General features: G+C 37.5%; 16 protein-coding genes. 9 read left to right on the top strand and 7 right to left on the bottom strand.

What is annotated here, in order from left to right:
• Positions 1-19: 19 nt before the first annotated feature.
• Together D7V20_RS14675 and D7V20_RS14670 are read left to right on the top strand one after the other, a co-directional pair.
• Positions 20-3301 (top strand): type I restriction endonuclease subunit R, encoded by a 3282-nt coding sequence (locus D7V20_RS14675; RefSeq protein ID WP_058952591.1) that lies wholly within the window; start codon positions 20-22, stop codon positions 3299-3301.
• A gap of 1 nt (position 3302) precedes the next feature.
• Positions 3303-4049, top strand: a complete 747-nt coding sequence (locus D7V20_RS14670; RefSeq protein ID WP_057081905.1) for a M48 family metallopeptidase — start codon at positions 3303-3305, stop codon at positions 4047-4049.
• 220 nt (positions 4050-4269) lie between these two features.
• Here the strand turns inward: D7V20_RS14670 and D7V20_RS14665 are convergent, their stop codons facing one another.
• Complete coding sequence (locus D7V20_RS14665; protein ID WP_057081906.1) at positions 4270-4452, bottom strand: hypothetical protein; 183 nt, start codon at positions 4450-4452, stop codon at positions 4270-4272.
• A gap of 310 nt (positions 4453-4762) precedes the next feature.
• Here D7V20_RS14665 and D7V20_RS14660 point away from each other — a divergent pair, with 310 nt between their 5' ends.
• The 3 genes from D7V20_RS14660 (at position 4763) to D7V20_RS14650 (ending at position 9571) form a co-directional block, all read left to right on the top strand.
• A complete protein-coding gene (locus tag D7V20_RS14660) occupies positions 4763-4996 on the top strand; it encodes a hypothetical protein (RefSeq protein ID WP_057081907.1) in 234 nt (77 codons plus the stop codon).
• A gap of 230 nt (positions 4997-5226) precedes the next feature.
• Positions 5227-6735: a site-specific DNA-methyltransferase gene (locus D7V20_RS14655; protein WP_308469681.1), complete on the top strand. Its 1509-nt coding sequence runs from the start codon at positions 5227-5229 to the stop codon at positions 6733-6735.
• Positions 6728-9571 (top strand): DEAD/DEAH box helicase family protein, encoded by a 2844-nt coding sequence (locus D7V20_RS14650; RefSeq protein ID WP_058952593.1) that lies wholly within the window; start codon positions 6728-6730, stop codon positions 9569-9571. The genes D7V20_RS14655 and D7V20_RS14650 overlap by 8 nt, the downstream gene beginning before the upstream one ends.
• Before the next feature lie 59 nt (positions 9572-9630).
• On the opposite strand, the gene D7V20_RS14645 is transcribed toward D7V20_RS14650, so the two are convergent.
• Complete coding sequence (locus D7V20_RS14645) at positions 9631-12474, bottom strand: hypothetical protein (protein ID WP_120384912.1); 2844 nt, start codon at positions 12472-12474, stop codon at positions 9631-9633.
• Positions 12475-12772: 298 nt separating this feature from the next.
• Here D7V20_RS14645 and D7V20_RS14640 point away from each other — a divergent pair, with 298 nt between their 5' ends.
• Entirely contained in the window at positions 12773-13435 is a 663-nt protein-coding gene (locus D7V20_RS14640; RefSeq protein ID WP_058952595.1) for a GIN domain-containing protein, read from the top strand.
• An 81-nt stretch (positions 13436-13516) separates the two neighbouring features.
• On the opposite strand, the gene D7V20_RS14635 is transcribed toward D7V20_RS14640, so the two are convergent.
• The 4 genes from D7V20_RS14635 to D7V20_RS14615 all read right to left on the bottom strand — a co-directional run bounded on the left by D7V20_RS14635 (position 13517) and on the right by D7V20_RS14615 (position 18952).
• Entirely contained in the window at positions 13517-15184 is a 1668-nt protein-coding gene (locus D7V20_RS14635) for a virulence-associated e family protein (protein WP_230445343.1), read from the bottom strand.
• Positions 15185-15212: 28 nt separating this feature from the next.
• Positions 15213-16121, bottom strand: a complete 909-nt coding sequence (locus tag D7V20_RS14630; protein ID WP_005006163.1) for a hypothetical protein — start codon at positions 16119-16121, stop codon at positions 15213-15215.
• Positions 16122-16189: 68 nt separating this feature from the next.
• A complete protein-coding gene (locus tag D7V20_RS14625) occupies positions 16190-17389 on the bottom strand; it encodes a hypothetical protein (protein WP_114190206.1) in 1200 nt (399 codons plus the stop codon).
• A gap of 1086 nt (positions 17390-18475) precedes the next feature.
• Entirely contained in the window at positions 18476-18952 is a 477-nt protein-coding gene (locus D7V20_RS14615; protein WP_227520115.1) for a hypothetical protein, read from the bottom strand.
• Positions 18953-19340: 388 nt separating this feature from the next.
• Here D7V20_RS14615 and D7V20_RS14610 point away from each other — a divergent pair, with 388 nt between their 5' ends.
• The 3 genes from D7V20_RS14610 to D7V20_RS14600 all read left to right on the top strand — a co-directional run bounded on the left by D7V20_RS14610 (position 19341) and on the right by D7V20_RS14600 (position 23448).
• Positions 19341-22004, top strand: coding sequence for a type IA DNA topoisomerase (locus D7V20_RS14610; RefSeq protein ID WP_043041427.1), 2664 nt, complete (start codon positions 19341-19343; stop codon positions 22002-22004).
• Positions 22005-22020: 16 nt separating this feature from the next.
• On the top strand, positions 22021-23019 hold the full coding sequence (locus D7V20_RS14605; protein ID WP_043041428.1) for a hypothetical protein: 999 nt from the start codon (positions 22021-22023) through the stop codon (positions 23017-23019).
• A 195-nt stretch (positions 23020-23214) separates the two neighbouring features.
• Complete coding sequence (locus D7V20_RS14600) at positions 23215-23448, top strand: hypothetical protein (protein ID WP_005028471.1); 234 nt, start codon at positions 23215-23217, stop codon at positions 23446-23448.
• An 81-nt stretch (positions 23449-23529) separates the two neighbouring features.
• On the opposite strand, the gene D7V20_RS14595 is transcribed toward D7V20_RS14600, so the two are convergent.
• A partial coding sequence (locus D7V20_RS14595; protein ID WP_120384910.1) for a zinc-ribbon domain-containing protein occupies positions 23530-23744 on the bottom strand: 215 nt, incomplete at its 5' end.

Below are 23744 nucleotides of genomic sequence, written 5' to 3'. Positions count from 1 at the left end.
GTCATTTTAGGGTGAATGCGTGAATATTTATAATCCAAGGTTTCAAGAAGAATATAGTGGAAAGATTCCTGCTCTAACCTTGTTGACTAACTTAGGATGGTCATTCTTATCCCCATCACAGGCACTCGTTGCCCGTGATGGAAAACAAGACCAAGTGGTATTACGCCAAATCCTGCGTAAAGAACTTTCGAAACGTACTTTTCCATTTGCGGGTCAAGAATATCCACTATCGCCAAAATCAGTTGATAACTTAATTGCTGAAATATGTAGTCCTGCTTTGAATGAAGGGCTACTGACCGCCAACGAAAAAATGTATGACCATTTGTTCTACGGCATTCCTGTCACCGAATTTGTAAACGGGAAAAAAGTTAGCCCTACGATTCCATTGATTGATTGGCATAACATTCATAACAACGACTTTTCATACACTGAAGAATTTGCTGTCACACGCTCAGGTGGTGTAGATACACGTAGACCCGATATCATTTGCTTTGTAAATGGTATTCCTTTAGGAGTAATTGAAGCAAAACGCCCTGATAGTCAGGCTAAGAAAGGTCCAACGATTAATGAAGGCATTTCTCAGACGCTTCGTAATCAGCGACCTGATGAAATTCCACATCTGTTTGCATATAGCCAACTGATACTCTCTATAAATGGACATGAAGGGCGTTACGGCACATGTAATACTCCTGCTAAGTTTTGGGCAGCGTGGCGAGAAGAAGATATTTCTGATGCAGAGATGTATGCGCTTAAAAATAAGAAATTAACTGCTTCACAAAAACAGAGCCTATTTTCTTATCGTCCAGTCGATGACTTAAATTGGTATGAAAACCTAATTGCAGGTGGAGACTTAGCTGTTACAGGTCAAGATCAACTGCTTATTAGTCTATTAAAGCCTGAACGACTACTCGAAATGGTTCGCCTATATACGCTTTTCGATAAGAAAGCAGGAAAAATTGTTGCCCGTTATCAGCAAATCTTTGGTATCAAACGCCTCATTGAGCGTATTAGTACTAAGAATAGCAAGGGTGGTCGTGAAGGTGGTGTGATTTGGCATACAACGGGCTCAGGTAAGTCTTTTACTATGGTCTTTCTCAGTAAAGCCTTGATCTTGCATGAAGATTTAAAACAATGCCGTATCTTGGTTGTCACTGACCGTGTCGATTTAGAAGATCAACTAAGTAAAACCTTTGTATCAGGTGGTGAACTGGCAGGAAAAAGAGACAAGCAAAATGCCATGGCGACTTCAGGCAAACGCTTGGCTGAACAAATTGGCAAGGGTACAGAGCGAATCATGTTCTCTTTGATTCAGAAGTTTAACTCTGCAACCAAACTTCCTGAATGTGTCAATACAAGCTCAGACTTCATTGTCTTGATTGATGAAGGGCATCGAAGCCAAGGTGGTGAAAACCATGTGCGTATGAAACTCGCACTTCCAAATGCGGCATTCGTGGCATTTACAGGTACGCCATTACTTAAAAATGAAAAGACTGTAAATAAGTTTGGTCCTATTGTGCATGCGTATACGATGCAAAGAGCGGTGGAAGATAAAACTGTAACACCTTTGCTGTATGAGGAACGTATCCCTGATTTAGACGTAAACGAGCGAGCAATTGATACATGGTTTGAGCGTATTACAGAAGGGCTAACAGATCAGCAAAAAGCAGATTTAAAGCGTAAATTTGCGAGAAAAGGTCAGCTTTATACTGCTGATGACCGTATTCGCCTGATTGCATTAGATATTGCCAATCATTTTGTTAAAAATATTGATGATGGTTTAAAAGGTCAGCTTGCTTGTGACAGTAAAGCCTCAGCGATTAAATATAAAAAATATTTGGATGAAGCTGGTCTATTTGAATCGGCAGTGGTCATGAGTCCACCCGATAGTCGTGAAGGTAATACTGATGTTGATGAATCAACTACCCCTGAAGTGACTCAATGGTGGAAAGAGAATGTCGGTACTCAAGATGAACAATCCTATACAAAACAAGTCATCGAACGCTTTGAAAAAGATGAATCCCTTAAGTTATTGATTGTAGTAGATAAGCTATTAACAGGTTTTGATGAACCTAAAAATGCTGTTCTTTATATTGATAAAAATTTAAAACAGCACAATTTAATTCAAGCAATTGCGCGTGTAAACAGACTTCACCCATTGAAAAAGTTTGGTTTATTAATTGATTATCGCGGTATTTTAAAAGAATTGGATGCCACAATTCTTGATTACCAAGATCTCGCTGCTCGTACCCAAGGTGGTTATGATATTAACGATCTTACAGGCTTATATACTCAAATGAGTTCTGAATACAAACGATTACCTCGTTTGTATAAAGCACTTTGGGCAATTTTTGCTGATGTTAAAAATAAAAATGATCCAGAGCAGTTACGCCAAGTTTTAGTTCCTCGTATTGAAGAACGTAAGGGTGAGTTAGTCGATATTCACTTAAAAGTTCGTGATGATTTTTATGAAGCACTTACAGAGTTTGCAAGTTGTTTAAAAGTTGCGTTGCAGTCAGCAACCTTCTTTGAAGATAAAAGCTTTTCTGATGCAGATCGTCAGCACTACAAAGAAACAGTCAAACTATTTACAAGCTTGCGTCAAATTGTGAAACGAGATGCTGGGGAGACTGTTGACTACGATCAGTATGCAGAGCAAGTCAAAAAACTGATTGATAAGCATGTTGTGGGCATTGAAGTTAAGGACCCTGATGGGGTTTATGAAGTTGGCAAGATGGGTAAAATAGCTCAGCCTGAAGATTGGAGTGAAGAGAAAACACGTAATGAAACGGATATCATTAAAACTCGTGTAACTAAGATGATTGAGCAACAATTGCGTGATGATCCTTATGCTCAGGAGGCTTTCTCTAAGCTGTTACGTCAAGTCATTGAAGAAGCAGAGAAAGAGTTTGATCACCCATTGAAGCAACACATGTTGTTTAGAGAGTTTGAAGAACAAGTTGAAGCTCGTCGTTTAGATGAAATTCCCGATGTGTTCAGTGGTAATAAGCATGCTCAAGCTTATTACGGGGTCTTTAAGAAGCTATTACCTGAAGCATTCTCGATAACAAATCAACAGAATCAAGATAAGTGGATTGAACTCGCTTTCGAGGTTGATCGTTCTGTGATGAGCTCTGTGGCTGAAAACTCCATCAATCCGCAAAATATTGAAGCGGATATCCGTAAAAAATTATTACCTCAGATGTTCCGTGAATGTAAATCCATTGGGAGTGGTATGGATCAAGCAAAAAAAATTGTAGAAATGATCGTACAAATTACTCGGGTTGGTTTAAATGGGCTCTAGGATGAATACGCTGCCAGAGAGAAAGTTAAGCATTGTTTATGGTGATGAAATTATTGATTTTGAGGTGCTTGAAAGTCCTAGTCGTACTCAAAAGATACTGATTAAAGTCTATGCTGATTGTCGGGTGGTTGTATCAACACCGTTAAATACAGATGATCAAACAATTATTGAAGCGGTAAAGCAGCGTAGTCGTTGGATCTATAAACAATTACGAGAGTTCCGTGAACAAAGTAGATTTATCACGCCTCGCAAATATAAAAGTGGTGAAAGCCACTTTTATTTAGGTAAACAATATCAATTGAAAGTGATTCATGATGATACCAAGCCAAAAGGTGTAAAACTTCTAAGAGGAAGATTGGAAGTAAACACCTTGGATATGGGTCTTGAAAGTATTAAATCTTATTTAAATGAATGGTATAGAATCCGAGCAAAAGTCATATTCGAAGCACGTTTGCAACATATTCTAGAACAAGCTTTATGGGTTGAAAATTACCCTGATATTCGTTTGATGACCATGCGAACACAGTGGGGAAACTGCTCCCCATCAGGTTTACTTACGCTCAATCCTCATCTAGTTAAAGCGCCTACAATCTGCATTGATTATGTGATTCTGCATGAACTTTGTCATTTGGTTGAACATAATCATAGTGAGCGTTTCTACCAACTATTGAATCAAGTTATGCCTGATTGGGAGGTAGTGAAAGAGAGATTAGATAACATGGCTGTGAAGTTTTTTGATATTTTATAACAAGTTTGTTTCAGCGGTGGAAATTCGGTAAGGGGGAACTCTTCCATATAATTTATAAACTGATTAAGGTATGTGGCATAAGTGAGCTTAAATTTAAAATATTGTAATTACAAAACAGCAACTTATACATAAAATATCAATGAATGGCTTTTCAGGAAGTTTGTGCAATGTAAGCCTATCGTAAGCTATAAAAAGGGAAATTTAATATCTCCCTTATAGATTACAAATATGAAAGCTGTATTTGAGATGCAAAAAAAAGCTTTTGCTCTAATTCCTCATTCCACAGTCCTTCATCTTCCATACCTTGTTTTATATTTTTGAATATATCATCAGATAAGGTAACAGTAGATGATATAGCTGAATATTGAGCTTGAGGTAAGCATTCATTCAATAAACCTTTCATAGTATTGATCAGTTTATTTCGCCAAATAGTTGTTCGTTTTGATTTATATTGCTCAAATTGATCTTCGGCAACGGAAAGAAGTTCTTGTATTTTTTCACCAATATCAAAACGAACTTGTACCCACGAATTTCACTTGCTAATGGTGAATTTTTTACAAACTCATACAGGGCGTGTTATGTAATTATTTGAAGTTAATTGCTAGTCATGGTTTATTGCCGGCATATATAATGAAATATTAATTAATTGCTTATGTTATCGTAGGGTTGGGTTGATATGCCTATTTTATGAGCGAATTAAAAGAAGGACGGCAATGATCGATGAAGACTATTTCAAATACAGAGAAGCCAATTTATTAGCTCAATGGGATAAAAAACTTGCCACGGTACTAAAAATTCAAGAACTTGAGGCAGAACTCAAAGAATTTAGCTATATCCAAACATGTCGCAAAGATAAAAATACAGCAAGCTATGCACGTTTAGAACGTAGTATAGAAGGGTTTAGAAACCGCATAGCCCGCTTAAAAAAACAACTTTATACGACCTAATCATCATTTTTAACAAAGCAGTGTTAGTACACTAAAATGATTGAATAGCTTAGGTCAATCACTGAACTTTAGTCAGATGTTTAGATGTTCTCACCTCGAATCACTTGCTAGTATCTCGAGAGAAAATTCTATTTGTATTTATTACTGTTTTTAGAAAACTATCAGTGTAAATTTACGGTCAAAATAGCCATAGATCTTTTATTAATTTAACGTAATATTCTGTTTATGTAATTTTAATATTTATATTTATTTATAAAACAATAAATTATTTAATTTTTATTAAATATAGGTATATATATCCATACAATACTGAGAACGATGGATTCAAATATAACGACACATTTACACATTCTTCTTGGTTATTATTTATTAAAAATCGCTTGGAAGTCGTAAAGGATTTGCTCAAAGAAGATGGCCTGGTTTTCATTCAATGTGATGACAATGAACAAGCATATCTAAAAGTTTTAGCAGATGAAGTCTTTGGTCGTGAAAACTACTTAAACCAAGTTTCAGTAAAAATGAAACAAACGTCTGGTGCTTCTGGTGGTGGCGAAGACAAGCGCCTGAAGAAAAATATCGAATATATTTTGATTTACACCAAAAATATGAATAGTGAGAATGGTTTTAAAAAGTTCAACGATTTCTATGACGAAGTAGAATTGTTTGAATATCTAGAAACCATGAAGCAGCTTAAAAAGAGCTGGAAGTATACGCGTATCTTAAAAAGCGTTGGTACCAAAGAGCACATTAAGACATTAACAGATGGTTCAGGTGAGCCGATTGAGGTTTATACGCATAAAGGTGTGGTTCTAGAGCCGATCAAAAAGGTGATGGAAGAAGAAAACCTGACTGAAGCTGAATGCTATCTGAAGTACTTTGATAAGATTATGCGCGACACGAATGCTCAAAGCTCAATTAGAACACGCGTGATGGAAGGTGTAACCGGGGATCATGAGCTATTAAGCATTGAATATGTGCCTAGATCTGGAAAAAACAAAAATAAGGTAACGACTGTCTATTACAAGGGTGCCAAGTGCGATCAAATTGCTTGGTTGAGTGATATTGCGGTCAAAAGAGGGAAATATATCTTCAAGCTTGAAAAAGCTGGCACCTTTTGGGATGGCTTTCCGCTGAACAATTTAACAAAAGAGGGTGGTGTATTGTTCCCGAATGGGAAAAAACCAGAACTACTTTTACAGCGTATTATTGAGATCGCCACGGATGAAGGAGATCTTGTGCTCGACTTTTTCTCAGGTTCGGGTACTACGGCTGCTGTGGCGCATAAATTGGGTCGCAAATGGATTGCGATTGAGCAGATGGACTATATTGATGAAATCACCAAAACACGCTTAAAACGCGTAATAAACGGTGAGGACGGCGGTATCTCTAAACTTGTAAATTGGAATGGTGGCGGTTCATTTGTTTATTTTGAACTGAAGCGCTATAACCAGGCCTATCAAGATGGAATCTTGGCTGCAACAAGTAAAGGTGAGCTGGACAGTATTTATAATGAAATGGCTCAGAATGCCTTTTTAAAGTTTTGGTTTGATAAAAAAGACTTTGAGCGTGAGGAATCATTTAGGGCTTTATCACTAGACGATCGTAAAGTGCTTTTATTGCAAGTTTTGGATGAAAACCAGCTATATCTAAACCATGCAGATATGTTGGATTCAAAATTCAAAGTCACTCAGGAAGAGATTGCGCTCACTGATAAGTTTTATGGTGCACCTAATGTCTAGATTAAGCCCAACATTGGTAAAAGATACCTTAAAAGACTTCCTATATTATCGTATTGAAAACGACAGTGAATACATTGAGTGGGCTAAAAACTTTACTATCCCTCGCTATATCACTGATAACTTGTCGCGTACTTTAAGGGGGTATCAAGAAGAGGCTGTAAAGCATTTTATCTGGATCTATGATCAAGATCCGACTAAAGCCAAACACTTACTTTTCAATATGTCAACTGGTGCCGGTAAAACGCTCACCATGGCTGCTGTTATTCTCTTTTTATATGAGAAAGGCTACCGTAATTTCATATTTATGGTCCATCAATTGCAGATTATTGAACAGGCCTATATGAACTTTATTGATCCGCAATTTGAAAAGTATCTTTTCAATAAGAACGGCGTGAAAATCAATGGACGTTCTATTCCTGTTAAAGAAATCAAACTCTTTCCAGATTCACAAGGCAACGCTATTAACTTTATGTTTTTAAGTACGGCGTTCCTCTACAACAAACTTGTGAATGAGGTAGAAAATGGTTTGTCTGCAGAAGATTTCTTGAATAATAAAATTGTTCTGATTGCAGATGAAGCGCATCGACTTAACGTGAATACACGTAAGAAGATAAAAGAAGATGATGAAGCGATTACCAATTGGGAAACTTCGGTCAATACTGCAATCAAGGCACGGCCAGATAATCTTTTGCTGGAGTTTACTGCTACTGTTGACTTGGGCAATAGTGCCATCCATAGGAAGTATCAGGACAAATTAGTCTATAAATACGATTTCTTGAGATTCAATAAGGAAGGTTACAGTAAAGCGGTTTGCTTCCTTTACAACACTGAAACTCAGATCGCCGATCAAAAACGCTTATTGGTGATTAATGCCGTTGTATTGAGTGAATACAGACGTTTATTCGCTGAGCGTGATATGCAAGTCACGATCAACCCAATTATATTGGTGAAATCAACCAACATTAAACAAAGCAAGCTAGACCGTGAATTTTTCCATAAGGTGATTAATTCACTTAAGCCACAAGATTTAGATTATCTGAAAAAGCTAAGTGAAACCAATCAGACTAATTTGCAAGACGCTGAAGATAGCTTTCGTTTCTTGCGTCAAATGTTTGCTTGGATTGCCTCTCCGAAGTCTGGTCTATCCACGATCAGCGATAGAGATGGTTTAAAATCATTTATTTCTGAAATTAAAATTCGTTTTTCTTCAGATAACACGTTTGTTTACAACTCAACGGATAAAACCAATTCAACTTTGTTGCCGATTTTAGATGATCCTAAAAACTATAATCGGGTGATATTTTCAGTTGATGCACTCACAGAAGGTTGGGATGTTTTAAGTCTCTATGACATCATTCACTTTGATATTTCTGCAGCGAAAAAAGTATCGCTGCAAGATATTCAGTTGATTGGCCGTGGTGCTCGTTTATGCCCATATAAACTGCATAAATCATATCGTTTGAATAATGATAACCTTGACTTGTTTGATAAAGAACATGGCTATGAGTTTGACCAGTACAAACGTAAGTTTGACAATGCGATTGATGAATACGGGCGTGTACTTGAAACGTTCATGTACCACTTTGTTAAGACTGGCACGTTTTACGACAACTTAAAGTTAGAGCTTCTAGGTGAAGGGATTATTAATAAATCCACTGAAAAGCACACAATCACGCTTAAATCTGACTTTATGAACAGTGAGACATATAAGAAAGGTTTTGTCTTAGTCAATCAGCAAGAATTTAGAAATAAAACGACTGATTCTGAGATTGATACGACTTTTAAGCGTGAAATCAAAGCCAGTGCATACCAATTGCATGCTGGTAGCTTGACCGACAAGCAACAGAATCAGATCCAAGCTGAAGTTAACCATAAAACCATCGATCTGACTGAAGAATACTTTAGCCGACCGGTCTTGAAAAAGGCGCTCGTTGCGACTGAAGGGAACTTTTTTAGATTTAACTATCTAAGAGAGCATATCGTTGGGTTAGATAGTATGGATGAATTAATCGATAACTACCTACCGCTTTATCAGATCCGCTATTCATATACTGAAGATAAGGATATTCACGATCTGACCATTGATGAAAAATATCAGCTACTTTTGGGCATAATTTTACCTGAGGTACGTAAGGCTATTGATCGTCATATGCCACGTATCACGGGTAGTAAAACCTTTAAACCTAAATCGCTGTCTACTGTTTTTCAGCAAGAGAAAAACATTTACTTGGTTGCTTTCCCTGTTGAAAATCCTGATACGGGTGAAATCACTGTCAATGCTCCAGACGAACGTGCGATCGCACAATCGTTGCACCCAAATGAACAACTGAAGTTTAATGTTGAGGGTGCCGATTGGTATGCTTATAGTGAAAACTACGGTACGAGTGAAGAGAAGCTATTCGTAAAATTCATTTCGACTCAAATTGATGCCCTTAAACGTCAATATAAAGATGCTGAAATTTACTTAATACGTAATGAGCTAGACTACTGGTTATTTAGTCCTATTGATGGCCGTAGATTCAGTCCAGACTATATGTTGATCGTGAATGATACGGTGAACCAAGAGATGTACTATCAATGTTTGATTGAGCCTAAAGGCGGTCATTTGTTGGTGAATGACGAGTGGAAGGAAGAAGTACTGATCAGCTTGAGTGACGAGAGTTCTGTAATTTTTGATCCAGATGAAGAGGATGACGAAGGTTATAAGAGCTTCTTAAAAGAGGTGGAGAGTATGGGCTATAAAGAGATTAAGTGTTTAGGCTTCAAGTTCTTTAATAGCGATCCTCGTGGTGAAACTGATTTTGCATTGGATTTTAGGGCAACATTGCCACACTAATCTTGAAAACATTGACTCAAAAAAAAGCCCCGATATTCGGGGCTTTTTCATATCTGCTTTTACATATCGAACGACTGTCCACGTTCGTTAGTTTTGTTTAAATTCTGCGGTTCTATACCATACAGCTTTAGACCATCACCTAGAACGAGATCATCTACACGCTTTTCAAAACGAGTAAAGAAATCGTTCAGTCTTTGGAAGACTGGTGGTTCATCTAACAGTTTGGCCATGTTGTTTAATGTTTTACTTAGACTGTTCACAAGATTGAACTTTTGTTGACGGTCCAAAGACAAGCTGTTCGATGTATCTAAAAGGGTGGTGAGGCTTTCTTGAACCTTTAGATAGTTTTGATCATTGGTCACATTACTGACAATCAAATGCACTACTTTGTTTTTGATCTTCAATGTATCCAGATTCAATTGATCAAATGCAATGGTCCTATCAGTAAGATTTTCTCTAAATGTTTTGAGATTCTGCCACTCTGGATGTGCAGCCTCTAAATCAGATAAAACTTTCATGATTGACGCACGGTATTCGCTATCAGACGCACTAATCACAAAAAGTTCAGGATACGACCGCTTCTTAGAAACTTCTTCCTGAGCTTTATTGAGCTTATCTTCAGCGACAGCAATTGAACCCTCAACATCGGCAGTACTAATACCAGCTTCATGAATTAACTTTCTAGCTTTATACATTTCTGCTGAATGAAGCCAAAAAGCGGTAAAGATAGCTGACTTAGCGTAGCTTTGATGATCGATACCTTGCTGAAGATTTTGTTCGGGAATGGTCGAACGATCCACACTCTGCAATTTAACTGTATCTTTGTTGATGTCCTTGGATACATCAATATGTACTTTGGTATTTTGCATGCTATCCATACTTGGGTTTGTGCTACTGGTTGGTTCTTTGGCACCCATTTTCTCGAATTCAATATCACCGGCTTTAATCTTTTGATGGCCATCTGCAGTAGCGACAACTTTCAAAACATCATTTTGAACTTTGGTGACATCAATTTCAGAAAGGATCTCCATATAAGACTTAATGCCCTCAAGAGTCATGACGGGCGTAGATACGGGTGCCGTAGCGGTTGGAGTTGGTTTATCATCAAATGCTTTATCAAATGACGGCGGTTGGTACTTTGGTTTTGCATAGGATTTCGTGCTACCTGTACCAGCTGGTCCATCATAGTTAGCTTTTGATAGATCTTGTTTACGCTTTTCAATATTTGCGTTGTAATTTTCAATATTTGCTTGGTTTTTAGCACGTATGTTCTGCAATTCCAGATATTTTTCATCTGATTGTGCAATCACAATGCCGTAATTCGGTTGGTATTCTTTATTAGGGAACTTGGTTGCATAAGCTTCGCGTTGACGGTTGTAGCGGTTAATTGCATACGCAACTTCAGGGATCTTGTTGTCTATACGTTTGACGGCGTTATTCAGTTCTTTTGCCAACTCTGCAGCTAAACGTTCAACACCTAAATATTGACGAGCATCATCCCAATCAGAAACAGATAATTTATTTTGGAAAACCGGGGGTAGGGTGATACGTGTATTTTCATGTTTGCTCACATCACCTAACACACCACTTAATGAAAAGTTGTGACAAGCTTCTTGTAAGCCAGGATTCAAACCAGACTCAAGCGTTTGGCCAGCATCGTTATCATAACCAACAAATATATTGGCTTCAGGATTGATACTGCAGATAAGCTCAGCAACACTTGAGATATTGGATTTACTGTATGACGCTAAAACTTGTGTGTTTTCTGCAGTAAAACCCTCACCCAATAAACCAAGCTCTAAACCAGCATCCAACGCCTTACGTGCGCTGATCGCTGTTGCCCAACCCTCCTTGATCAAATAGTTCTTTGCATTCGGGTTAAAGACTTCATAGCCAACATCAGGATTTTTGCTAACAGGCAAGAATGCATCTTTCGTTTTGGCTTTATCAAAAAAGTACTTACCCTTATGCAGTACTTCTTCAAGCTTGTTGGTTTCTTTGTTGCGCTTTTTTTGGCGATGGTGGGTGATACGCTGTAAATTGACGACTTTGTTATTGGTGTCAATTAACGGTGCAAGAATGACAGCTCTGCTTTTACGTAAATCAAAGCCTTTTTTCTTTTCGCCCTCAAGCTCAGGTTCAAAGTTGATAAAATGCTTTTGATACGCTAATACATTCTCTACTGTTTCAACGAGAAGCTGTTGATTGGTGGCTGATTCAGGAAGTTCACGCTTTACTGCTTCAATGGCTTCATCACGGGTAAAGTTATCTTTACGCATGATTTTAGCGCCGTATGGCTCTAGGTTCTTTTCAACCATATACGGCATTTGTCGAATGTCGCGTTTAAAGGTCTGAATGCTTCCAGTTTTATTATTAAAAAATGAATCGTCAATAACTTTACCAGCACGTTGCCACTCAATACGGATAGCGATTTGTGCAGCTAAGAGCTCTTTTTCTTGTTGAAGTAGATGCTTCTTTTGAGCTTCTTCAAACTCACGTACACGGCGATCAACATCTTCTTTGCTTGGTGGTTTGTAGTTAGGGTTTGAATCTCGTTGAGGCTTGATTACGTTCTTATAGTGGTCAGCAAAAGCAATTGAGATTTCAATGTCAGTTACACCAAAGCGGTGTCCTTTGAGTACTGGCCAGTATTCACCAGTATCACGGTTCATGTTTGGATAGATCCAATACATCCCTCGTGGTTTGACATTGTTGCTACTTGATTTACTAGGGTTATCTGATTCGGTGAGGCAAGGCACTTTTTCATCAAATACGGTCACGAATTGATATTTACCAGATGACTTGAATACGAATCCGTAGTTTCGCTCCAGTTCTTCTTGGAAAAACTGAAACATCGTATTTAAATCACAATTATGTCGGGCGCTCGGTACTTTCTCAGCCATAACAATTCCAATTTCTAATATATATTTAGGTGCAATGTGCTACCCAGGTTGCATAGGACTATTAATCATATGCTTAAGAAAATTTATACTTTTAGTATATACCGATTCTAAAAACATTTCTGTTTAATCTTTAATATAAGCTATGTCTAATAAAGGTTTAAAGAAAAATTAAAAGCTTTAATTTATTATTTTAATAAAAAATGTTTAAGCCCTCAATGTTATAATTTACAGATATTAAATAGGTTATGAATGACCACTTATTTAGGGTTAAATTACTTTTAATAATTTGAGGCTTTATATGTCAAAACATATTTTTTTGGGTTCTGTTGTAATCAATGGCAACGGCAATGTATACAGTTCAGGTTCCAACTATCAAATCGTTGGAAGTGGCAAACCAGTGACTAAGCAAGTACCTGTAAACCCATTTAACGAAATCTGTATGAAAGGTCCAATGAGTCTGAAGTTTTTTGCTTCAAGTGTTTCTAAAATGGAAATTACTGCAGACGACAATATTGTAGATCTTATTAGTGCGACTTTTCAGGGGGGTGTATTGGTTTTAGCTATTCAGGACAATGTAAGTTTTAGTACTTGTTCACCGTTAGAAGTATCGATCAGTCACCCAAATTTAAAAGCTATTGATTTAAAAGGTTCAGGCAATATTCAGGTCTTAAATCTTAATGAAGATAAATTCACAGCAAGTATTAGTGGATCTGGAAATATGGATTTAGACGGTACCGTTGAACACTGTGTCTTATCTTTGAGAGGTTCAGGCAATTTTGATGCATTACCATTGAAAAGCAACAATTTAGAAGTGGCACTATCTGGTTCAGGCAATATCTTTTGTACAGCTATCAATTCTGCTCAAGTACAGCTTTCAGGCTCAGGCAACGTTAAAGTTTATGGCAAACCAATCCATAAGTCACAAAACCGAACTGGTTCAGGAAACATTAGTTTTAAATAGGTCGATAAACCTAGTGCAATGAAAGTTTAGAGAAAAACAAACCCCAAAAGTTTGCTACCTTTGGGGGTTTATGTTTGACATTCAAATTATCGAAATAAAAATATTATTAATGAAGTTTTCGGACCATTCAGGATCGTTCGATTTACTCACAATATCTTTGAGCCAAACCTTTAATGATTCAATTGGATAATCTGCATTTTTGTATAAATTAATCACGGCGATAATCTGTTGATTCAGTGCTGTTGTTGAATCATTACGTGCGATCATTTCTACAAGTTTTGTGTAGGCCTGAAGGAGTTCTGGTTCTTCAGCTCCAGTGACTTTACGGGGTTGTTTGCTGATCTGTTCAAGAATTTCAATAAATTGTTCTTTGACCAGCTCAATCGGGTGGATCTGACTAAATCCCTGTTGAGTCAGCAAAGCATATGCACGTAAAACCAAGCTAAACCAATTCTTTTTGGTCATGCTATCAGGATAGAGGCCTATATCATCCAACTGTTGTTTGATGCCAAAGAATAGGGCGCTGATAGAATAGTTCGGGTTAACCGTGCTTTGAACTGCAGTCGTCCACACGGCATTTTGCATTTTATGACGTATTACATCACGCGTGTATTCAACGCCGTACAAACACTTAAAATCGTTCCAGTCACTTAGATCTAACTGTTCATCAGTAAATTCAGGTCCAATCATGGCTGCGTTTACAGCTCGGCATGCTTCTGTTGCGTAATAGATACCGGGATTGCGCTTTATTTTGCTTTCTAATGCTGTTTTATGGTCATTATCATTGAAGATATAGAAGCGTGAAAACGGGAATTCGGCACGGAAATCACGTACTACATTCATGATGTTGCCAGCCACGTACACGACAATGACTGGAATAGAGTATTGAATTGATTCTGCAATTGCTTCACCAGTGGCGTAGCCCTCACAAAAGATTATCCGATCTTGGTTCCATGCATCCAATGGATCTTTAAATAAGATTTTGAAAGCGCCGTTTGCAAGTACACCACGTAATGTAAACTTATCTTCACCACGCTTGTTTTTATGTTCAGCGATGGTCTGAAGGAAAATGATTTGATTTTTGAGGTTTTGCCCCTCAACTAAAAGCTTGTTCTGACGTAGCGACTGTTGATCTAGATCTGGTTGCAGATCAATAATACGGTTCAGAATAATGGTGCTGTTCTTGTGTTGAGGGTAGTACTGGCTGACATAATCAATCAGCTCATTTTTAGTGAAGTTGCTTGGATTGTACAATCTAGCATGACTGAAGCTAATCTGCTTTTTCACATTGTAGTTGTGTGGACGGTTTGGTAAGGGTAGGCTTCTGGCCCATTCAAAACCCATATAGATTTGAGCCAATATCTCTTGGTCTTTTTTGTTCTTCTCAGCACTTTTGCATGAGCTTAAGAAGCGTTTAAGATCTTCTTCTTGCTGTTCCTTGGTATATACGGTATCACCAGGTTGCAGATCCATTTCTTGAATGTATTCATACAAGCTGTAAGTGAAGTTTGCACCGCCAGCATGAAACCAACCATAAGACATACGTGCGTTATCTAGATCTACAAGATACCAGGCCGTTTTTTTCTTATTTTTTGTGGCGTCATTGTGGTGATTGGTTCTGAGGTAAATACGTTTAGAGCTTCGTTCAAGCTGAAAGTCACTCTCACGATCAAATACAATGCCCTCATTTTCAAGATGCGATCTAAATATTTTAGATAGCGTACCAATATCGATACCATACTTGATCATGAGGGGGTTCATAAATAAAGAAACTCACTTATAAATATTTTATAACCAGCGGTTGAGCGACTACATATTTTGATGGGTTGTTGGTTTGCAACGTAATTTCGTGAGCGTAATGCCATGCCTTAGTGATACGGTTTAGGATGACACTTTCAAGGTCGTCTTCTAAGAATTCGTAAAGATTAAATCGCACGTTGTTTAAGATCAGTTTTTTATAACCTTTCACAAGGGTATTTAAAAAATTCTGAGATTGGTCCATAAAGGCGTTAACGTCAGCATCATAACTTATTGTGTTATTCACGACTGCATTATAAAAGTACTGCTCAGAATCAATTTTAATAATATGCATCTGCTCTAAGAATGACTCTAAATAAGCTGGATGCATATTTTTACTTAAAAACTTACAGATCCGCTTATTCTTGTTGTCGTTAAAATAGATGTATTTAGAGGTTAGCTCAGTATTAATCACTGTGACATATTCGCCGTCCACACGAAACTTCACGGTATTATTGTTGGTGAACTGCAGCATTAATTCTGTGAAGATATAGCTATCTAACGTTTTTTCATGCTTAAACGTCTGCTTGTCCAAGAAATTACTGTTGTACTGAAGATCTGCAACATTGGCATAGCTTTGAACGAATTGAGCGATGTCATTGTGCATGTTTTGGGTGTCGAGATCCGATACTTCAGTTGAAACCGATTGAAAGGCACTATTTTTATAAAGATGCCCTAATAATTCTGTTTGATTGTGGTTTTTAGGTTTAACTTTCAATCCAACTGTAAAATCGTCTTGCTCATAATTCCCTTTAATTAGATTGCTTAAATAACTTTCAGCTTCTTGAAAAGATACGTTTCCAAGGTTGTCTAAAAATGATTTTAAGGAAGTGCCATCTAATCGTACTGCAACATGAGATATAAATGATGGATCGAACTCGAAACGCATAATACTTCATTGATTGAAATGGGTATTAAAAGTATATAACAGGTTTAAGGAAAAAAGAATGAAAACCTTTAAGTATTATTACCATAAAAGTAATTTTGAATTGATTTAATAAGTTTAGTTTCGGTTTCTTGAGTATATAAACTACCTGAAATTAGTTTTAAGCCAGTATCAGTTTTAAGCCAATGTAGTGTATTAAAATGGTCATTAGCGATATGGCTACTCTTGTGCATGCGCGACACAAAACCAGTGTTCAGACCAGTATCAAACAGGCGTGGACAGCTTGGTGCGTGGACATGATAGAGGACTTCACGGCGTTGATTGCTAGAGGGTGATTTACCTACGCCACGGCGTACTGGCATACCTTTGTGCTTTCTATAACTACTGAGAAATGAATCAATCGTATCGTTATACGTGGGTTGCATCAGGTAGCCACGGTGATTGTAGATGTCAGTTTTAGGATGAATAGAGAAATTAAATAAGCTAAGCATTTTACCAAGTAAGATTAATAGCTCAGGACTACTTTTAAGGTTGGTACCAATCAAACTATCTTTAATAGTTTTAATAGTATCCGTGCGATACTCTAAAACCACATAGTCACCCCAATTAGAGGTTAAGCTTAAAGCATCTTCATCAGATATGTTGGCTTCAGTATCTTCATAGCAAAACACAATGATCAATACTTTAACGTTGTTGCCGTTAAACAAAACTTCGTTTTGATGCGCGAAAAAACCATATAAAGGTTTGTCGTTGTGTCCTAGACCTGGTGTATGAATAAAGTTGGTCCACTGAAAGTAGTAATTCAGCAAATGACCATCGACATAGCGACCGTTTTCATCATTCAATAGGGTGCGATATACATCATTTTCAAGCTTTAGCACGGGTTGGCTGTACCGCCAAGCGCTCAACGCTGCAGTCGTAAATGCAAAGTCATAAAAGTTAAACTCAGGGTTCATATTTTTATAGAACAATGCATAAGGCTGTAACACACTTTCCCATACCTGTAATGGGATAAAGATGTTGGAACCCCACTTAGGAATCTCCGCAAAATAACCAGTGCCATAGGTATGATTTACGTTATCCCAAAACAGGCGTTCTAGCTGTTTATAGTCTGGAATGTCTACGCTTTTAACCAATGATGCTGTACATAATGCTAACTTTTTCTCCAGTGCCAATAATTGACTGACAGGAGGGTATAAGCGACCAGCTTTTTGCGTAAAAACTTCCGCATTCAACTTTGATATAACATCAGCAAAGATTGAATCTTTCACTATACTGGTCATCCATAAAAAGTGTGTGAGGGTGGCTGATTTAGTATAAGGCATTCTAACAAGTTGTATGTATTCTATTAGGCGTAAAATTCTAAAAAGTTGATAATATATATCAGTTTTTAAAGCATTCACATTTCATACATAATTCCAACCTCGCTCAAATATAACATCTTATGGTTTGCAATTTCTAAACAGCAGTTTAACTAATCTGCAATATATCAGGGTAGAGTTGAGTATAGGGCTTAATCATTACTTTTGTTCAGCATGAGATAACAGTTTGTGGAATTTACGTGAATATAATTAAAAAAGCTTTAAAACTTATTAGAGATCGGTTATATTACGAATCAAGGGATATTACCCTATTTAATAAACTATTAGACTGAGATTGTTCTAATAGTTTTTTTTTCCCTTTTTTTGACATTTCCTCTTTTTTCTTCTATAGCTTCTGCTATATTTCTCCATATTTTTCGTTATTTTGGTTAATATTTAATCAATGTTAAAAGCATAAATAATCAGCAACTTAGCCATTTATACCCACTACTATCCACAAAAACCTGTGCATAAAAAAACCAAATATTAAATCCCAAAATGGAATTTCTTCAATTTTAAGCTATAATTCCGCACATAGTTTTAATCATTGTAGTGGACTTAGTTATGAGCCATGTAGACCAAATAGAAAGGATTAAAATTACTAACCGCGAAATCGGAATATTGCCTAACAATGTGCCAGTAGTAGATCAGTTTTTGAATAACTACCGCACACATAAAGCATCAACGACTCATTCAGTGGCTAGTAATTCACCTTTAATGAACATTACCAATTCAATGCATGTGCATCGAGTAGAAGATTCCCCCTATACTCAACCTATTCGTAAACTTCATTAGAAATAAAAAAAGCAGCGATTTCGCTGCTTTTTTATTGCCTATTGGATTTCTTTAGTGCTGATCCATATAGCTTTGAGTGAGCTTCTTACGCTCGTAATTCTCTTTGAGCTGTATGCCAATACCAATAATTATTATAGGTAAAATGGCTAGGGCAAAAAGAATGCAGATCGAATCAAAAATTGGCCTGGGCATATGAGCGCATTATTGCGGATTCGCATTGGTTAATTCCTCCAGTGTTGGTGGTTTTGTGGCGACTGGTTCATTTGCTGGTGCTTCAGGTGACACTTCTGGTACTTCAGGTGTTGAATTTGGTTCTTGTTGTGGATCTAACTTGTCTTCATAAGACTCTTGTGGAAGGCTATTGCTTGCAACAAAGTTATCTAGAATATCCTGAGCCTTATATGCCTTATTGCATTCGTCATTTGAGGCGTACATTTCTTTTTGTACGCTATCGTCTAAATACTTTTCTCGGCCATCACTAACATCATCGCTGTAATAACCAGCTTTCTTAGCAGAATCTATATAAATGGAATAACAAATATTTAAAACATTACTACGCTCGTAATCATGTTTGTAATACCAGTCAATACTACGTTCCTTTGCATCAGTTTTCGTATCTTCAAGGTATTGATCTAAGCGTTTCTCTTGTGGCGTAGACGAACACCCGATGATTAACAATGAGGTGCTTAAAACTATAAGTTTTTTAATCATGGTTTTAGCTTAAAACAAACGATACCTTTATAGTACAACATTAATTCGTTAAATAATATTTTTGGAATTTTAATTTGTGATGGTTAAACATTGCATTTTCAAACAATTAAGCCGTTTTTTCCCATAATTTTAGATAAATATTGTTGTCTTTTTGCGCGTAGAATATTGAAAACAGGAAGTAATTTAACCACTTGAAATGTTCATCCAACTAAAGATTAAGAAATAAGCCCTTAAAAGTGTTTGTTTATCAACCCTTAAACCTATTTAAACATTTTAAAATTGTATATACTAAAACCATTACTAGATTAACTTCAGTAATTATTACTAAAGAAAGTTAAAAATTGGATGAATTTTAATGAGTAGTTTGTTCATAGTAGAGTCACCCGGAAAGGTCGAAAAAATTCAACATATCTTGGATGACCTGTATCCGCACGAATTCGTTGTACGCGCTTCAGTTGGCCATGTATGTGATTTACCTAATCATGAGATCGGTTTTTCATATCCAGCCTTTGTTCCTAAATACGAAATATCTCAAAATAAAACACGCGTTGTTCAAGAATTAAGACAGGCTGCTAAAAATGCAGATACGGTTTTCCTCGCAACTGACTTGGACCGTGAAGGTGAAGCCATTGCATATCACTTAAAACGTATCCTGAACTTATCTGACGATCAGTATATTCGCGTCAAATATAACGCTATTGATAAAAGTACGATCGCTAATGCACTTCAAAATGGTGAAGAGCTGGATCAAGGTATGGTGGCATCTCAAGAAACACGCCGTTTCCTTGACCGTATGATTGGTTTTTACTTGTATGAGCCAATTTCAAATATTTTAAAAGGCAAATTTCCTGTTGGCCGTGTTCAATCTGCCGTACTCGTTGTGCTTGGTGATTTAGAAGATCTACTGAAAAACTTCAAATCACATGAACATTACAATCTTGAAGTAACTCTAAAACAAGGTTGGGCTGCGAAATGGGATTTTTCTAAGTGGCTTAATCCTGAAATGAAGGATGTGCACAATAACCAGTGGTTAGATAAAGCTTCAATTACCCGTCTACAAAACGTAATTGATAAAAAAGACTTAACCATTACCAGTGTTGAAACTAAGCCATCTTTCCGTAGTGCTCCAGCGCCGTTTATTACTGTTGATCTGCAAGCTGCAGCTGCAGCGCGTCTTGGTTTGGATCTAAAACAAACTATGGAAGCAGCGCAAAAGTTATATGAAGGTGGTTATATCACTTACCATCGTACTGATGCTGCTGTAATTTCGCCTGAGGGGATGCAAGCTCTAGAAGCTTTTGGTGAGAGAGAGGGCATTGCGATTATCGGCAATAAAGCCAAATCTCGCGATGGTGCTCAAGAAGCACATGAATGTATTCGTCCTAGTGACTTCTTTACCTTTGAAGCTGGTGAGGACCAAGTTCAAAAGGATCTATATCGTCTAATCTGGTTGCGTACTGTTGCATCGCAAATGGCTCCAGCTGAATACGAAGTTAAATCCGTTATAGGTGTCTATAAAGATGTCACTCTCAATGTAGATGGTGAAAGCATTACTAAAGATGCTGAATTCAAAGCTTCTAGCCGTATCTTAAAAGAAGATGGCTGGTTGGGCTTATTAAAGACCTACAGTATTGATGAAAATGCACTTGAATACGTGGACGGTGAAGAAGATTCAGAAAAAGAACCTGAACATACGCTACCTATAGATATTGAAGTCGGTCAAAACCACAATGTTATTGCTGGTAAAGTTATCGCGACCAAAACCAAACCACGTTCACGCTACACCGTACCATCATTGGTCAAATTACTTGAGAAAAAAGGAATTGGTCGTCCTAGTACTTACCAATCAATCTTTGAACGGTTAATCAAGCACGGCTATATCAAGCTTGTTAAAAAGAAAATTGAAGTTACACCGCATGGATTGAAGTTGATTCAAAACATTAGAGGTAAGTTTAGTTTTGCAGATCCGCTTTACACCAAAGAAATTGAAGAAACACTGGATCTAATCGCTACTGGTGATGCCGATTACAAACAAGAACTCCAAAAGTTCCATTTAGGGATTGAAAGTGAATTAGGACAGTTCTCAAAACATTGGCTTGATTCATTCCCTGTCTACAAATGTAATAACTGTGATGACGGACGCATGTTGCCGAAAATCGGTACCAATCGCGACAAAACAACATCGGTCTACTGGTCATGTAATTCATGCAAAAGTTCAGCGCCAAACAGAAATGTTGATGGTAAAGATGAACCGGGTAAGCCAACTGTACGTGAGCCAACTGCTCATTTATGTTTATGTGGCAAATCACTGACTCAGGTTACAACTGATAAATCTGTATTTTTTGAGTGCTCTCAACGTGCGTTCGTAGATGGCACCTGTAAAGAAACATACCGTTCTACAAATGACGAAAGCGGTAACTTGGTTCCTGATTTTGACGAATATCGCCGTAACCATACATACAAATGTCAGCTTGAAGGGTGTGGCGGTTGGTTGCGTGAGTTAAAAGGTATTTCAACTTCTTCAGGTAAGCCGTATCACTTCTTTTCTTGTGAAAAATCCAATCCAAACCTGAAAGGCAAAAAATGTAAGTCGGGTCCATTAGAGGTGTTCCCTGATGGTAGTCCTAACTACGAGCCAAGATTCCAAGTGACCAAAACAGAGTATCCATGTATCTGTAAAAAGCCTCTTGTACATACCAAGTACCGCAAAGAACCTGGTGTTTACGAAGAGCGATACAGTTGTGAAGCTGCATCATGTAAACGTTATTTCGACATATTGCCAGATGGATCACCAGATACCCAACTTACAAAATCTCGCACTGGCAACGAAGCCAAGTGTTTTGAGTGTGGCCAGACCATGATTCAGTCTGCATTTAATTTACGTGGTGAACGTAAGTATAAATGGGATTGCTTTAGCTGTGGTGCAAGTGGATACGACAACAACGGTGAGCCAGTTCAACGTGGCAAAAAGAAAGCCAAGTCTAAATCGACCTCTAGAAAAGCTAAATCAAGTAAATAATTGAATAGGTGAATAAATGAGTAATCACGAACCAGATGATATGGACAACATCGGGAAGGAAGCTGAAGAAGCGATCAAAATCCAACCCGATGATGAACATGTAAGTGAGCCTGAACAGCCAGCCAAGACAGCAAAGAAGGGCAAAAAAGTAAACATTGATGAAAACTTTTTTGCTAAGCATAAAAAGCTAATCTTGATTGGCGGTGGTGTTCTTTTCTTTTTGTTATTTGCTGTGGTTATTTTTGGCAATCAAAACATCGAAGTTGAACGTCCACAACAAAGCGATGTTGAACTTGAAGCTCGACTGCAGAGTGAAGTTGCAAGACGAGTAAAAGAAGAAAGTATGAAATTGGCTGCTCAGCGCAATAAAATTATCGACCGTATTAGTCGTAACTTTGACTGTAACGCACCACAAGTATTCTGTCATGCACAAGATACGTCAGAACCGTATTCAACTGTCGTTTCTAGTTTGCAGAACTTCCAATTTCAGCCAGATACGCCGTATGAAGTTTACATTGAAGTCTACCCCTTGAAAGTGGATGCCCAAAACCCACAAACAAGTCAGCGTAAAGGAAGTGTTTGTAGCCCGAACAACGTGCACCTTTTCTTATGCCAAAAAATCGTAATGAAAAATCCTGCGCTTATGGCCAATCAGATCCGCGAACTATATGCGCTACTAACGCCGTCTATGACTTATCGCTTGCAGATCAGCAGTCGTCCAATTACGCCAAGTGACATCGATCTGACATTGATTACTACCGAACTGGACAAAATGAATGCCGATTCTGCAACTGCTAGTGAACCTGAATTGGAGTGTGTACCGCCAGATCCTAAAAAAGATCCTGTTGCGTACAACTTATACGAAACAGGGGGCATGTCTTGTCAAGACATCATGAAGGACTTAGCTGCACGTAAGACAACTGCTCCAGCTGGTCAACCTGGTCAAGCTCAACAAAGTGGTGGTGAACAACCACAACATCCTGATGCATTTGGTACGCCAGTAGCAACACATTAAACATACTAATAAGAAACGGATTGATTTTGGTTAATCCGCTATTAATTGGCTTTTGGTTGAGAATACTAATTTAAGCATCTGTTTATCAAATAGATCTTAAAAAAATGAAACAATAAAATGCAGATTTATTCTGCATTTTTTAATTTTCACATTACAATAGTTTAAATTCGCAACTTTTAAGCAACCGGGTACGCTATGAACAACCCAACCAAAATTCAAGATCTGCAAGTGGCAGATTTGCCGTCCACGTTTAAGCTGAAGAAAAAACATAAAGAAGAAGTTTTTCTGAAGTACAAAGAGTTGAATGAGGCACTATTCAAAGTAGGGTACATTCCAGTGACGTTCTCAGACTTTGTGCATGCACTTATAGAAACTGGCGTAAAGGGATTTTCTGTCGAAGAATATGTCAACGCTCAATTAAACTCTTAATTTTAGAACTCTAATTATTTTTTTGATGTCAAAAAAAAAATGGACCACATTCGTAATCCATTCCTTTATTTTCTTTAACGATTAACTTTCTATTTTGGTACCACACTGAGGGCAAAACAGCATATTGTCCTGAAGTGGTTCACCACATTTCACACAAAACATATTCTTTTTCGGTTTGATGACCACGGGCACTTGATCTGATAGATCCTGACTGTGCGTTTCAGGGTTATTCATCAATCCAAGATGTGTACCATGTGTTCTTGGTGAGCTTTTATTGATTGCGTTATTCATCTGGT

Source organism: Acinetobacter rongchengensis, from assembly GCF_003611475.1.
Lineage (GTDB): Bacteria > Pseudomonadota > Gammaproteobacteria > Pseudomonadales > Moraxellaceae > Acinetobacter > Acinetobacter rongchengensis.
Note: the sequence above shows the minus strand (reverse complement) of the source record. Positions and strands in the feature narration are given on the sequence as shown.

Bases quoted from the DNA above. Each gene is read 5' to 3' on its own strand.
- D7V20_RS14610 (WP_043041427.1), top strand. From the start codon at position 19,341: ATGAGTAGTTTGTTCATAGTAGAGTCACCCGGAAAGGTCGAAAAAATT.
- D7V20_RS14605 (WP_043041428.1), top strand. From the start codon at position 22,021: ATGAGTAATCACGAACCAGATGATATGGACAACATCGGGAAGGAAGCT.
- D7V20_RS14670 (WP_057081905.1), top strand. From the start codon at position 3,303: ATGAATACGCTGCCAGAGAGAAAGTTAAGCATTGTTTATGGTGATGAA.
- D7V20_RS14635 (WP_230445343.1), bottom strand. From the start codon at position 15,184: ATGATCAAGTATGGTATCGATATTGGTACGCTATCTAAAATATTTAGA.
- D7V20_RS14600 (WP_005028471.1), top strand. From the start codon at position 23,215: ATGAACAACCCAACCAAAATTCAAGATCTGCAAGTGGCAGATTTGCCG.
- D7V20_RS14660 (WP_057081907.1), top strand. From the start codon at position 4,763: ATGATCGATGAAGACTATTTCAAATACAGAGAAGCCAATTTATTAGCT.
- D7V20_RS14650 (WP_058952593.1), top strand. From the start codon at position 6,728: ATGTCTAGATTAAGCCCAACATTGGTAAAAGATACCTTAAAAGACTTC.
- D7V20_RS14665 (WP_057081906.1), bottom strand. From the start codon at position 4,452: ATGAAAGGTTTATTGAATGAATGCTTACCTCAAGCTCAATATTCAGCT.
- D7V20_RS14645 (WP_120384912.1), bottom strand. From the start codon at position 12,474: ATGGCTGAGAAAGTACCGAGCGCCCGACATAATTGTGATTTAAATACG.
- D7V20_RS14630 (WP_005006163.1), bottom strand. From the start codon at position 16,121: ATGCGTTTCGAGTTCGATCCATCATTTATATCTCATGTTGCAGTACGA.
- D7V20_RS14640 (WP_058952595.1), top strand. From the start codon at position 12,773: ATGTCAAAACATATTTTTTTGGGTTCTGTTGTAATCAATGGCAACGGC.